At 45.6% G+C, this 12,815-nt stretch carries 12 protein-coding genes; 8 read left to right on the forward strand and 4 right to left on the reverse strand.

From position 1 onward, the window contains the following. Nucleotides 1–26: 26 nt before the first annotated feature. On the reverse strand, nucleotides 27–1,001 hold the full coding sequence (locus AC5ZC7_RS03940) for a ribonucleotide-diphosphate reductase subunit beta (RefSeq protein ID WP_496162014.1): 975 nt from the start codon (nucleotides 999–1,001) through the stop codon (nucleotides 27–29). 447 nt (nucleotides 1,002–1,448) lie between these two features. Here AC5ZC7_RS03940 and AC5ZC7_RS03945 point away from each other — a divergent pair, with 447 nt between their 5' ends. Both AC5ZC7_RS03945 and AC5ZC7_RS03950 read left to right on the forward strand, forming a co-directional pair. After that, entirely contained in the window at nucleotides 1,449–2,090 is a 642-nt protein-coding gene (locus AC5ZC7_RS03945; RefSeq protein ID WP_496162013.1) for an ATP-binding cassette domain-containing protein, read from the forward strand. 1 nt (nucleotide 2,091) lies between these two features. Then, nucleotides 2,092–3,219, forward strand: coding sequence for a hypothetical protein (locus AC5ZC7_RS03950; protein ID WP_496162012.1), 1,128 nt, complete (start codon nucleotides 2,092–2,094; stop codon nucleotides 3,217–3,219). Here AC5ZC7_RS03950 and AC5ZC7_RS03955 read toward each other — a convergent pair. Both AC5ZC7_RS03955 and AC5ZC7_RS03960 read right to left on the reverse strand, forming a co-directional pair. Next, the gene (locus AC5ZC7_RS03955; RefSeq protein WP_496162011.1) at nucleotides 3,208–3,777 is read right to left on the reverse strand and encodes an NAD(P)H-dependent oxidoreductase; all 570 of its coding nucleotides are present in this window, start codon (nucleotides 3,775–3,777) and stop codon (nucleotides 3,208–3,210) included. The genes AC5ZC7_RS03950 and AC5ZC7_RS03955 overlap by 12 nt on opposite strands. 53 nt (nucleotides 3,778–3,830) lie before the next feature. Beyond that, nucleotides 3,831–5,384 (reverse strand): hypothetical protein, encoded by a 1,554-nt coding sequence (locus AC5ZC7_RS03960; RefSeq protein WP_496162010.1) that lies wholly within the window; start codon nucleotides 5,382–5,384, stop codon nucleotides 3,831–3,833. 153 nt (nucleotides 5,385–5,537) lie between these two features. On the opposite strand from AC5ZC7_RS03960, the gene leuC reads away from it, so the two are divergent. From leuC to AC5ZC7_RS03985, 5 genes are all read left to right on the forward strand, one after another. After that, nucleotides 5,538–6,947, forward strand: a complete 1,410-nt coding sequence (leuC, locus tag AC5ZC7_RS03965; protein WP_496162009.1) for a 3-isopropylmalate dehydratase large subunit — start codon at nucleotides 5,538–5,540, stop codon at nucleotides 6,945–6,947. 93 nt (nucleotides 6,948–7,040) lie between these two features. Further along, entirely contained in the window at nucleotides 7,041–7,793 is a 753-nt protein-coding gene (locus AC5ZC7_RS03970; RefSeq protein WP_496162008.1) for a methyltransferase domain-containing protein, read from the forward strand. A gap of 15 nt (nucleotides 7,794–7,808) precedes the next feature. Beyond that, nucleotides 7,809–8,408, forward strand: a complete 600-nt coding sequence (leuD, locus tag AC5ZC7_RS03975) for a 3-isopropylmalate dehydratase small subunit (protein WP_496162007.1) — start codon at nucleotides 7,809–7,811, stop codon at nucleotides 8,406–8,408. 71 nt (nucleotides 8,409–8,479) lie between these two features. After that, a complete protein-coding gene (leuB, locus tag AC5ZC7_RS03980; protein ID WP_496162006.1) occupies nucleotides 8,480–9,559 on the forward strand; it encodes a 3-isopropylmalate dehydrogenase in 1,080 nt (359 codons plus the stop codon). Between the two features lie 28 nt (nucleotides 9,560–9,587). Further along, nucleotides 9,588–11,093, forward strand: a complete 1,506-nt coding sequence (locus AC5ZC7_RS03985) for a 2-isopropylmalate synthase (RefSeq protein WP_496162005.1) — start codon at nucleotides 9,588–9,590, stop codon at nucleotides 11,091–11,093. Between the two features lie 106 nt (nucleotides 11,094–11,199). Here the strand turns inward: AC5ZC7_RS03985 and AC5ZC7_RS03990 are convergent, their stop codons facing one another. Continuing rightward, nucleotides 11,200–11,877 carry a M15 family metallopeptidase gene (locus AC5ZC7_RS03990; protein WP_496162004.1) on the reverse strand — a complete coding sequence of 226 codons (678 nt, stop codon included), beginning with the start codon at nucleotides 11,875–11,877 and terminating at the stop codon, nucleotides 11,200–11,202. Between the two features lie 146 nt (nucleotides 11,878–12,023). On the opposite strand from AC5ZC7_RS03990, the gene AC5ZC7_RS03995 reads away from it, so the two are divergent. After that, nucleotides 12,024–12,806, forward strand: a complete 783-nt coding sequence (locus AC5ZC7_RS03995; protein WP_496162003.1) for a glucose 1-dehydrogenase — start codon at nucleotides 12,024–12,026, stop codon at nucleotides 12,804–12,806. Nucleotides 12,807–12,815 lie beyond the last annotated feature (9 nt).

The following is a 12,815-nucleotide window of genomic DNA, read 5'->3' on the forward strand; positions in this document are numbered from 1 at the left end:
TTTAAGAGGTTAGTAATTCAATTAGTTTAAAAATCTTCTTCCAGGGTGAATGTCTGTGATTCTTTCGTACCGCCCATTACACCTGATTTTTGGTAATCGCCCACACGTTTTTCAAAGAAATTTGTCTTACCCTGTAATGAAATCATTTCCATGAAATCAAAAGGATTAGACGCATTAAATATCTTGGAGTAGCCCAGTTCACCTAACCATCTGTCTGCCACAAATTCAATGTATTGGGACATCAGGTCAGCGTTCATACCAATCAAACCAACTGGTAAGGCTTCTGTGATAAATTCTTTTTCATAAGATACCGCATCACGGATGATGGTGTGTACCTGTTCCTGGCTCAGCTTATTTTCCAGCATGCTATACAGCAGGCAGGCAAATTCGCAATGCAGTCCTTCGTCTCTGCTGATCAGTTCGTTAGAGAACGTCAAACCTGGCATCAGGCCTCTTTTCTTTAACCAGAAAATAGAGCAGAAGCTACCGCTGAAGAAGATACCTTCTACTGCCGCGAAAGCCACCAGGCGTTCTGCGAAACTGCCGTTCTCAATCCAGCGCAAAGCCCATTCAGCTTTCTTTTTCACTGCAGGCACCGTGTCAATAGCATGGAACAAACGATCTTTCTCTGCCGGATCTTTCACATATGTGTCAATCAGCAAAGCATATGTTTCAGAGTGGATATTTTCCATCATGATCTGGAAACCGTAAAAACAACGGGCTTCCGGAATCTGTACCTCACTCATAAAGTTTACTGCCAGGTTCTCATTTACGATACCATCGCTGGCCGCAAAAAACGCCAATACATGAGAGATGAAATGACGTTCACCGTCATTCAACCCTGCCCAATCCTTCAGGTCACTGCTTAAATCTATTTCTTCTGCGGTCCAGAAACTCGCTTCGTGCTTTTTATATTGCTCCCAAATTTTAGGGTATTTGATCGGCAATAACACAAAACGATCCTTGTTCTCTTTTAAAAGAATTTCATTCTCGTTACTCATCTGTTAATTAATTTATGGGTACTGTCGAAGGTTTTTGGTTTTTCTGTTTGGGGTCAGCATACTGAAATCTACACTCATCTCCTCACTAAAACATATTTCAACATTCCTGCATCCTAAAATCCATACGCTCAGGATTACAAATGTAAGCATCCAGTTTAGGGCGTCACTTTTTAGTTTTCAACAGGTGTGGAAAAAGATATAAAACATTCTCGCGGTGCAGTGGCGTAGCATGTTTCACGGGTAAAACACCCTTTCTATATGTAATATCATTAGCATGTGAAAAAACAATCGCCCACCCACTGGCATATATGATATTTTTTTTGCTGTTACGGCTAAACGTATGATGGTCAATCTAAAAAGGGTCAGAAAAAATTTTTGTTAAAAAGCACAGGTATTATATCTATATATGCGTTAATTTTTCATATTTACATTTTAAGCTATTGCATTATGTCGGAACCCGTTATCGCACTTCGTGCCGTGAAAAAGAACTACCAGGATGTCCCCATCCTGGATATTGCCCGGCTGGAACTACCTGCCGGCATTTACTGGCTGCAGGGCGAAAACGGCGCAGGTAAAACCACCTGTATGAAGGTGATGGCGGGTTTGATCCCTTTTAAAGGAGAAATAGTACTACAGGGCCATGTAAGCAGCCGCGAACACCCGGTCCGCTTCCGGCGCCTGATCAATTATGCAGAAGCAGAGCCGCTTTACCCCTCTTTCCTTACCGGGCGCGACTTGCTCGACCTTTACCTCCAGACAAAAGGTGGGGATAAAGACGCTATCCGGGAAATCAGCGAAAGCCTGGGTGTGGATATCTTTGTGAATAACTCAGTAAGCAGCTACTCCAGTGGGATGCTCAAAAAGCTGTCGCTGCTCCTGGCCTTCACCGGCAACCCGGCCATCATCCTGCTGGATGAGCCCCTGATCACCATCGATACCCGGGCGCTGGCTGTATTATATGACCTGATCCGCACCTATAGCGCTAAAGGCGTTTCTTTTTGTATCACTTCCCACCAACCCCTGGATCCGGAAGAATTAACGATAACGGGCACACTGAAAGTGGCTCATAAAAATATTACGCTCAGTTAATATGCGTACCACTTCAGCAATACTCGGTAAGATATTTACCCAACGATTTTATATTGAAAATACCGGCTTTTTCCTCGTCCTGTTTTATGGCTTGTTCGGTGTGGTAAATGGCGGTAACCTGCTGGCTTACCATAAAGGACTCATGCTCGGATTTCTGGGAAACTACACCTTCCTCGTGTTGGTGCTGCTGCTATGGACGGCCTACGCCTTGAAATGCAGCGGATTTATCCTGAAAACATTTAACCTCCAGGGATACGATTTCCTGTTTCCTACCATGGGCAGCATCGATAAACCCGCCCGCATCCGCATCTGGCTGCTGCTGCAAACCGCTATTTATATGCCTGTGCTGATATATGCGGGGATTGCTGTAATAGTGGCCATACAGCACCACTATTATGTGCCGGCCGTTTGTATAGTAATACTGAATATCGCCAACTGCATATGGCCGTTAACGTTATATGAAAGAAAATTGTTGCAGCCGGATATCATCTTTTTTACCGGTCACCTGCAACGATGGATCAACCGGCATTTCACCAAACCGCCGGTACTGTTTTTCCTGTATGAACTGCTCACTAATTTTCCACGCCGCATTGTCAGCGCCAAGCTGGTTTCTGCCGGCGTGCTATGGCTGACCTTCCTGATTATGCGCAGGGGGGAATATTTTGACCTCCGTGGACTGCAGATTGGCGTCATGGTAAGCGTGCTCACACACATGCAACTAATGGTACATCACCGCGCCTTTGATGATACCTATCTCAATTTTATGGAAAATTTGCCGGTCTCCTTATTCAGGCATTATTCCCGGTTAATTGGTGTGTATGTGATTATGTTTTTACCGGAGATGATCATCATTACCACTAACGCCTATACGAAAACTTCCCCGGCCGGACTGGTTACTGTATTTGCTACCGCGTTATCATTGCTCATCTTATTCCGCGTCCTTTTATTTTTTCCGAAAATGAATCCTGAAATACATGTCAGGTACACCCTGCTCACCTCTTTCATCGTATTATTCATGGTCCTCGGAAATTACGAATGGCCGGCTATCCTGTTGTTACAGGCAGCATCGGCCATTATCTTCTTTAAAAAATATCGTCAGTACGAACCGTATATCGAATCAACTTCCTGAACTCATTTTATCACTCAGTTTTGCCAGCGAATCCAGCAACAGCGGGAATTGTGTGAGCAGAAACTCGTCTGTAAGGTTGCCTGATTCGTTAAATTTATGTTGGGCATGACCAATCATGATTTCCGGTTTGTTCACCACATAAGCATTCAGGAAAACCATTACCTGGCGTAAATGATACTGCATTCTCGCCGTGCCTATTTGTCCCTGCGACGCGCCCATGATGGCGACCGCTTTTTCACTGAAAGGTTTGTCGGGGTGCCTGGAAACTACGTCTATAAAGTTTTTCAGCGCACCCGGGATAGAATAATTGTATTCAGGAGAAACAATGATCACACCATCTGCTGCTTTGATTTTGTTGACCAGCGGCACTACTTCTTCAGGTAATTGCTCGGTGTGTAAATCCGCATTGTAGAAGGGGATATTATCAAAATGTACCTGTTCAATTTTAATGTGTGATGGCGCCAACCCTTGCAGCGCTTTTAACGCCATGGTGTTATAGGATCCTTTACGGAGACTTCCGGAGATAGCAATAAAATGATACTCTTTTTTAGCAGACATATGCTCAGATTTTTATGTCCGCGAATATAGATTTTTATTGATGGAAAAAATATTTATATCCGCTTCTCTTTATTCACAAATTTCCGGTGAATCACTTCCTGTACAGGGATACTTTCAATTTTACTCTCCAGCCAGGAAATAATATCGAGATAAAGAAAGGAACGGCGTTCATAAGGATCCTGTGAAATCTGCTCCAGCCGGTCTTTCAGGTCTACGAACGCATTGCGCAGGGCTTTCGGATTGGCATAAATATAACGGCGTAAAAATTTCATAATTTCTTCCATCACCAATCCCAGATCTTTATGTTTAGAGATAAAGTGATACACCGATTTAATCAGGTATTCTACGAGGCTGTAATTTTCTAATTCGTAATGGGCAATCAGGTGCAGGATGCGGGCAAAGCATTGGATGTCGGCCCGCAGGTTGCCAATCTTTAAGTTGATGATTTTATTAAGATATACAATGGCTTTGCTGTTATCTCCACTACCAAAGTACAAACAGGCTATCTTGTAATAAAATACCAGCACCCGGTGTTGATCTATTTTCAGCGTATGGTTGCTGATCTCTGTTTCCAGTTCCGGCACCATCGCCAAACCCTGGCTGAACGTGCCTTCCAGGAAGTATCGGTTTATTTTGGCAGTGTATAAATATACAAATGCCGAGGTCCGGGTATTCTCATGGAAGTTGTCCTGGTTTTCTTTGATAAAGTCTTCCAGGTCCTGCAGGGCCGATTTAAATTTCTCTGAGTTGGAGGTATAAAAATGGGCGGTCAGCAGGTTATGCTGCGCTTTGATGTACAGGTCCATATCGGTATGCTGTAACGACGGATAGGCGCGGAACAGGTCCACCCATTTCTGGGTGTAGCGGTAATACATCACGAAGTCCTGCAAAATATAATAATACCAGCTGGAAGCCTGGTACATATATACTTTCTCGTAAAAGCTCATGTGTGCATGCTGTAACGCGGGCAACTGGCTTTCGAAAAAGGATTTCACCATTTCCCCGTCCCGTTCGTTGCGGGCATGTCCCAGCTTGAGGTACAGGCCATACATGCGTAACGACAAGGTAGAAAGGCGACTGATATTGGTGAGCTGTTGCTCTATTTGCCTGGACTCGGCGCTTAATACCTCGGCGCGGTTTTCCAGGCTACGGGTAATATGTCGGGATTCTATCAGCTTTTCAAATTCCACTATTTCATACGTCAGCATTACTTCTTCCTGCTCCAGCGCCATGGTTTTGGCTTTGGCGAGGATCTTCAGGCTCTGGTTATACAACCCCTTATTATAAAGTACCCGTGCATGATCCAATTGTTCCCGGAGATCAATCAGCGGGTCTTTCTGCTTGTATAGCTGTCGCAAACTGGACAACAGGTGTTTGTAAAGATGGGCTTTTACATTCGACAGCTGTTGCTTTTTGATATCGGTGATTTTCTTTAATATCTGCTCCTCATCGTACTCTTTCATTTTGTCCAACGTGGTGAAAAGCTGGATGAATAATACGTCTTCTTTGGTATTGTTTTTATTAAACGCCAGCTGAAAATTGCGTTTTTCGGCTTTTGTTAGTGTTTTTATTAATATGAATAAGGCGTCACTTTGACTGTTGGGCATCGTTATTAAAATCTTGTAAAATGCTGATAAACAATATATTAATGTGTATCGGAGGCTGTTAAAGGTTGTAATTAAAGCAAATTTAACGATATGTCAATTAATTAATGACCGTTAGATTTGAAGGTATAAATAATTCTAAAAGGAAGCAAAAGGATGGGAAAAACGTTATTTGATAAAATCTGGGATGGTCACGTGGTGGCAAATAAGCCGGGGCATCCCGATGCAGTGTACATCAATACGCACTTTATTCACGAGGTAACCAGCCCCCAGGCATTTGACGGACTACGTAAGCGTGGCATCCCGGTATTTCGTCCTGCCAAAACCAGGGCTACCGCGGATCACAACGTACCAACCCTGCACCAGGATCAGCCTATCAAAGAAGCATTGAGCCGCCACCAGGTAGAAATGCTCACTAAAAATACTGCCGAATTCGGAGTAGAACTGTATGGCCTGGGTCATCGGTTCCAGGGCATTGTGCACGTGATTGGACCGGAACTGGGCATCACTCTGCCGGGTATGACCATCGTATGCGGTGATAGCCATACCAGCACCCATGGCGCTTTTGGCGCAGTAGCATTTGGTATCGGTACCTCCGAAGTAGAACAGGTGCTGGCTACCCAGTGTATCCTGCAATACAAACCCAAACGCATGAAAATTGAAGTGAATGGTCGGCTGGGCAAGGGCGTACTCTCGAAAGACATCATTCTATATATTATCTCTAAAATATCCGCCTCCGGTGCTACCGGCTATTTCGTGGAATATGCCGGGGAAGCCATCCGCAGCCTCAGCATGGAAGCACGCATGACTATCTGCAATATGAGCATCGAAATGGGTGCCCGTGGTGGATTGATTGCACCGGATGAAACCACCTTTGAATATATCAAAGGACGCGAATTCGCACCTAAAGGGACCGACTGGGACCAGTCGCTCGCTTTCTGGAAAACCCTGTACTCCGATCAGGACGCCGAATTTGACAAAGTACTCACTTTCGATGCGGCCGATATTGAGCCGCAAATAACCTATGGCACTAATCCAGGCATGGGAATGGGCGTAACCCGCCACATTCCGGCCCTGGAGCAACTGGACGAGAAAGAAAGACCTTCTTTCAAAAAATCTCTTGAATACATGGAACTCCAACCCGGCGCCGCTTTGCTGGGCAAGAAAGTGGATTACGTGTTCATAGGCAGCTGTACCAACTCCCGTATCGAAGACCTGCGCCTCGTAGCTGACTTCGTGAAAGGCAAACAAAAAGCCGATGATGTGGTGGTGTGGATAGTGCCTGGCTCCAAACAAGTGGAAGCCCAGGCCATAGAAGAAGGCATCGATAAAATATTTGCCGCTGCAGGCTTCCAGCTGCGTGAACCAGGTTGCTCTGCCTGCCTGGCCATGAACGAAGATAAAATACCTGCCGGTATGTACTGCATCTCTACCTCTAACCGGAACTTCGAAGGCCGCCAGGGACCCAATGCCCGCACCTTCCTGGCCAGCCCGCTCACCGCAGCGGCAGCCGCCATTACCGGTAAAGTAACAGATGTGAGGGAGCTGTTAGCTTCTGGCCATTAGCTATTAGCTGGCGGGACTTCCGGTACAGCGTCGAAAAATGTCGTAGACCAATAATAAGAAACACTAACAGCTAAAGGCTAAAAGCTAAGAGCTATGGATCAATGGAACGCCGATTTGTATAAAGAAAAGCACGCCTTCGTGTTTGAATATGGTAACAGCCTGGTAGATACCTGGCTGCAACCCCAGGCCGGAGAAACTATACTGGACCTGGGCTGCGGCACCGGCGAACTCACAGCGCAACTGGCACAACATGGCGCCATTGTTACCGGGATAGACGCTTCTCCGGCCATGATACAAAGCGCCGGCGCCAACTTCCCGGAAGTAACTTTTGTGGTGGGAGATGCAACCAACTTCTCTTTATCACAACAGTTTGATGCGATCTTCTCTAATGCCGCCCTGCATTGGGTACGGCAAAAAGAACAAGCCATCGAAAGGATGTATGCCCACCTGAAACACGGTGGCCGGCTGGTGCTGGAAATGGGAGGTAAAGGCAATGTACAGCAGATCCTGGCTACACTGGAAAAAGCCATGGCACAACGGGGATATACCTACGAACCATTCTGGTATTTCCCTTCTCCGGCAGAATATACGACCCTGCTGGAAAAGGCCGGGTTCAAAATAGACCGCGTACATTTCTTTGACCGTCCTTCCAAACTGGTAGATCCTGCAACTGGGATCAGCGATTGGCTGGAAATGTTTGGCGGCCACTTTTTTGCCAACGTACCGGAAAAAGATAAAACAGCCATTTTGCAACAGGTGCAGCAGGAGCTGGCGCCTCAGCTGATGAGAAATGGCGCGCTGTATGCTGATTATGTGCGGTTACGGGTAGCCGCCACAAAAATTTAAATTGTAAAAATCACCATGAGTAAAATATTTCAACACCTCGTTTCACCTGCGGTACCTGTACCCATCGAAAATATAGACACCGACCAGATCATCCCGGCACGCTTTCTGAAAGCGACTACCAGAGACGGTTTTGGAGAGAATTTGTTTCGTGATTGGCGCTTTGATGCCAACAATCAGCCGAAAGCAGATTTTGTGATGAACAACCCCATCTACGGTGGTAAAATCCTGGTAGCCGGTAAAAACTTTGGTTGTGGCTCCTCCCGCGAACACGCCGCCTGGGCCATTGCAGATGCAGGTTTTAAAGTAGTAGTGAGCAGTTTTTTTGCAGATATCTTCAAGAACAACGCCCTCAACAACTTCATTCTCCCTGTCCAGGTATCTGAAAACTTCCTGGATAATATCTTCAAAGCCATCGAAGCCGATCCTAAGGCAGCACTGGAAGTAGACCTGGAAAACCAGGTTATCAAAATTGTAGCTACCGGCGAAAAAGAAAGCTTCGATATCAACCAATACAAAAAAACGTGCCTGTTAAACGGCTATGATGATATTGATTACCTGCTCAGTCTCCGCAAGGAAATCGAACAATACGAAACTACCAGACCATTCAATTTTTAATAATCGCTAATCGCTAAAGGCTAACAGCTGGAAGCTAACAGCTAAATAACAGCTAAACACTAAAACCATATATGGGCGTTGAGAAGAAAATACTAGTAATACCCGGCGATGGAATCGGACAGGAAGTAACCGCATGGGGCCAGAAAGTGCTGATGACAATTGCAAAAAATTATCATCACACCTTTACCTTCGAAGAAGGCATCATGGGCCACGTTGCTATAGAAGCTACCGGAGATCCGCTACCTGAAGAAACACTACAGAAAGCAAGGAACGCAGATGCTATCCTGTTTGGTGCCATTGGTCACGCTAAATACGACAACGATCCTACCCTGAAAGTAAGACCAGAACAAGGCTTGCTGAAGATCAGGAAAGAACTGGGATTGTATGCCAATCTTCGCCCTATAAAGTTATTTGATGAACTACTGGAAGCCTCCAGCATCAAGCCGGAAATATTACGTGGTGCAGATATTCTCTTCTTCCGCGAATTAACCGGTGATGTATACTTCGGTGAAAAAATCAGAACAGCAGACCGTAACACCGCTTCTGACCTGATGATTTATCACCGCTATGAAGTAGAGCGTATTGCCCGTAAAGCCTACGAGGCCGCACGTACCCGCCGCAAGAAGCTCTGCTCTGTGGATAAAGCCAATGTGCTGGAAGCCAGCCGCCTCTGGAGAGAAGTAGTACAGGAAGTAGCAAAAGAATATCCGGATGTGGAAACAGAACACATGTTCATTGATAACGCTGCCATGCAGCTGATCAAAGATCCAAAACGCTTCGACGTAGTGGTTACCGGTAACCTGTTTGGGGATATCCTCACGGATGAAGCCTCTCAGATTGCAGGTTCTATGGGGATGCTGGCATCTGCTTCTGTAGGCGACAGCATTGGTTTCTACGAACCTATCCACGGATCTGCACATGATATTGCCGGTAAGGGTATTGCCAATCCGCTGGCTTCTATTTTATCTGCAGCCCTGATGCTGGATATTTCCTTCGGTCTGAAAACAGAATCCCAGCGCGTGATTAAAGCGGTGGAAGCTACGCTCAGACAAGGCTACAGAACAATGGATATCGCAAACAAACATATTGTGAACGATTTCATTATGGGTACCGATGCAATGGGTGCTAAAGTATTAGAGAATCTGAATTAATCATTCATAAAAATTATTTACACTTATCATGGATAAAAATCGTGTATACGTCTTTGATACCACCTTGCGTGATGGAGAACAGGTCCCTGGCTGTCAGCTGACAACCGTAGAAAAAATTGAAGTAGCCAAAAAACTCGAAGCATTAGGCGTAGATATTATAGAAGCTGGTTTTCCTATCTCCAGCCCCGGCGATTTCCAGAGCGTAGTGGAAATTTCCAAAGCGGTAACAGAGCCGGTCATTTGTGCTTTAACCCGCGCTAATAATAAAGATATTGATGCCGCCGCCGATGCGCTCCGTTTTGCTAAACGCAGCCGTATTCATACGGGTATCGGATCTTCCGATATGCACATCAAATATAAATTCAACAGCACCCGTGAGGAAATACTGGAGCGTGCCGTAGCCGCTGTAAAGTATGCCCGTAAGTTTACCGATGATGTGGAATTTTATGCCGAAGATGCAGGCCGCGCAGATAACGCTTACCTCGCTCAAATGATCGAAGCCGTGATTGCGGCCGGTGCTACCACCGTCAACATTCCCGACACCAATGGTTATTGCCTCCCGGATCAATATGGCGCAAAAATTAAGTACCTGGTTGATCACGTCTCCAATATTGATAAAGCCATTATTTCTGTACACTGTCATAACGACCTCGGACTGGCTACCGCTAATACCATTGCTGGTATTATCAACGGCGCCCGCCAGGTAGAGTGTACTATTAATGGTATCGGTGAACGCGCAGGTAACACCTCCCTGGAAGAAGTAGCCATGATCCTGAAAACGCATCATGCGCTGGGTTATCATACCCAGATCAATTCCAAAGGCATTTATGAAATCAGCAACCTGGTAGAAACCATGATGCACATGCCGGTACAGCCTAACAAAGCTATTGTAGGCCGTAACGCATTTGCACACAGCTCCGGTATTCACCAGGATGGCGTGCTGAAACACCGCGAGAACTACGAAATCCTGAACCCGGAAGATGTAGGGATCAACTCCAACTCCATCATCCTGACTGCCCGTAGCGGCCGTCATGCGCTGAAACATCACCTGAGCCGCCTGGGCTATAACCTGGAGCGTATCAACGTTGATGAAGTATACCAACGCTTCCTGTTGATGGCAGATACCAAGAAAGAAATCAACGACGCCGACCTGTTAGAACTGATGGGAGATGGTGATTCCAAAACATACGACGAAAATGCGATCAAGGTAACTTTATTGCAGGTAGTATGTGGCGATCCGCTGCGTCCAATGGCTACGGTAAAACTGCGTGTTAACGGCGAAGAAAGAGAAGCCAGCGCTGCAGGTAATGGCCCTGTAAACGCCACCATCAACGCGATCCATAATATTATCAAAGATGATATTGAACTGGATGAATTTAATATCCAGTCTATGCGCGGTGGTAGCGATGATGTGAGCAAAGTAAACATGCGCGTAAAGCACAATGGGCAATCCTACTACGGTTTTGGCATTTCTACCGATATCGTAAATGCCTCCGTGCATGCTTACGTGGATGCGCTGAATAAAATATATTAAAGAAGCATTTAGCCATTAGCTTTTAGCTTTTAGCAAATGCAGCGAAGACTATAATATGTCGGCCTTCGCTGCATTTGCTAAAAGCTAAAAGCTAATGGCTAAATGCTCAAAAGAATATATCCATAAGGGGATATTTCTTATAGTCCGGTAAATAATAATGCCACCATTCAGTACTGCTGCCTTTGAAGCCAAATTGTTTCATGGTATCGCGTAATAGCTTGCGGTTAGCCGCTACTACGGGGTCTGCAGGCTGATAGTTTTGATGGGCTTTGAAGGTGAAATCATCGAAGTCGGTGGGCATGGCCACGGGCTGATTTGTTTTGAGAGATACCATGCTCAGGTCTACGGCTACTCCCCGGTTATGTCCTGATCCTTTCCTGGGATCGGCGGCATACAGGTCGTTAGGAACAATTTTAAACATCGCTTCTGTTACGTGATAGGGGCGGTATGCATCATATATTAATAATCCATAGCCTTTTTTACGCAATGCTTCCTGCACGGCTTTCAGCGCTTTGGCGGCTGGTAGTCGCAGGTAGATAGCCGTTTCGGTATAGAGTTTTTGTTTCGTGAAGTTGTTGGTAGTGGCATACCGCACATCTTTCCGGATGCCTGGTATATAATGTTCCAGGTTCACCAGTTGTTGGTTGCTGTCTGCTTTTATCAGCTGTTCATATTGTTTTTTGTTGTTCAATACCGCGAGTCCATACTTATTAAGCGGTATATTTTGTGCTGTCACCTGGAAAAAGGAGGCGCATAAGCCGATGATGATCCCGAATATTCTCATGGGCTAAAAATCATAAAAAAGGCTCAAATTCGCGCTTTGTTATTGAATTTTGCAAAAATTAGGCAAGAAAGTACAGAATACGGTGAAAATAGGATTGCAATCACCTCGTTTTAATAGGTATTTTAGAACCCTTAAAATTTTTAATGATGGAACTGTTCAGATTAGATAATAAAGTGGCGGTTATCACGGGTGGTGGTAGCGGTATAGGGCAGGCAATAGCGAAGACATTTGGTTCACAGGGTGCACAGGTGCATATCATAGAACTGAATGAAGAGGGGGGCAAAGCTACAGCGGATGACATTAAAGCGGCGGGTGGCCAGGCTACCGTGCATGCCTGTAATGTGGCCGACCAGGCTGCCGTGAAAGGAGTGATGGATAGTATCGTGAAAGCAGCAGGGAAGCTGGATATACTGGTGAACTGTGCCGGTATTGCCCATGTGGGAAGCCTGGAAAACACCGCTGAACAGGATTTCGACCGGGTATACCAGGTAAATGTAAAAGGAACTTATAACTGTATGTATGCAGTTATTCAACAAATGAAAGCGCAGGGCGGCGGGGTTATCCTCAACGTGGCGTCTATTGCTTCCAGCGTAGGTATACCGGATAGATTTGCATACTCTATGAGTAAAGGTGCAGTATTGACCATGACGTTATCTGTAGCCAAAGATTACCTGGGTGCTAATATCCGTTGCAACTGTGTATCTCCTGCAAGGGTGCATACGCCATTTGTAGATGGATTTATTGCCAAGAACTATCCGGGCAAAGAAGCAGAGATGTTTGAGAAACTGAGCAAAACACAACCGATTGGCCGCATGGCGAAGCCGGTGGAAGTAGGACATCTGGCTTTATTCCTCTGTTCTGATGAGGCCGGATTTATTACCGGTACCGATTATCCAATTGATGGTGGATTTATCAGGCTCAATAATTAATGCAATGGC

This window comes from Chitinophaga sp. 9-1-y, assembly GCF_059511905.2.

Excerpts from the sequence above, each read along its gene's own strand:
- AC5ZC7_RS03940 (WP_496162014.1), bottom strand. The coding sequence starts at position 1,001 with ATGAGTAACGAGAATGAAATTCTTTTAAAAGAGAACAAGGATCGTTTT.
- AC5ZC7_RS03945 (WP_496162013.1), top strand. The coding sequence starts at position 1,449 with ATGTCGGAACCCGTTATCGCACTTCGTGCCGTGAAAAAGAACTACCAG.
- AC5ZC7_RS03950 (WP_496162012.1), top strand. The coding sequence starts at position 2,092 with ATGCGTACCACTTCAGCAATACTCGGTAAGATATTTACCCAACGATTT.
- AC5ZC7_RS03955 (WP_496162011.1), bottom strand. The coding sequence starts at position 3,777 with ATGTCTGCTAAAAAAGAGTATCATTTTATTGCTATCTCCGGAAGTCTC.
- AC5ZC7_RS03960 (WP_496162010.1), bottom strand. The coding sequence starts at position 5,384 with ATGCCCAACAGTCAAAGTGACGCCTTATTCATATTAATAAAAACACTA.
- leuC (WP_496162009.1), top strand. The coding sequence starts at position 5,538 with ATGGGAAAAACGTTATTTGATAAAATCTGGGATGGTCACGTGGTGGCA.
- AC5ZC7_RS03970 (WP_496162008.1), top strand. The coding sequence starts at position 7,041 with ATGGATCAATGGAACGCCGATTTGTATAAAGAAAAGCACGCCTTCGTG.
- leuD (WP_496162007.1), top strand. The coding sequence starts at position 7,809 with ATGAGTAAAATATTTCAACACCTCGTTTCACCTGCGGTACCTGTACCC.
- leuB (WP_496162006.1), top strand. The coding sequence starts at position 8,480 with ATGGGCGTTGAGAAGAAAATACTAGTAATACCCGGCGATGGAATCGGA.
- AC5ZC7_RS03985 (WP_496162005.1), top strand. The coding sequence starts at position 9,588 with ATGGATAAAAATCGTGTATACGTCTTTGATACCACCTTGCGTGATGGA.
- AC5ZC7_RS03990 (WP_496162004.1), bottom strand. The coding sequence starts at position 11,877 with ATGAGAATATTCGGGATCATCATCGGCTTATGCGCCTCCTTTTTCCAG.
- AC5ZC7_RS03995 (WP_496162003.1), top strand. The coding sequence starts at position 12,024 with ATGGAACTGTTCAGATTAGATAATAAAGTGGCGGTTATCACGGGTGGT.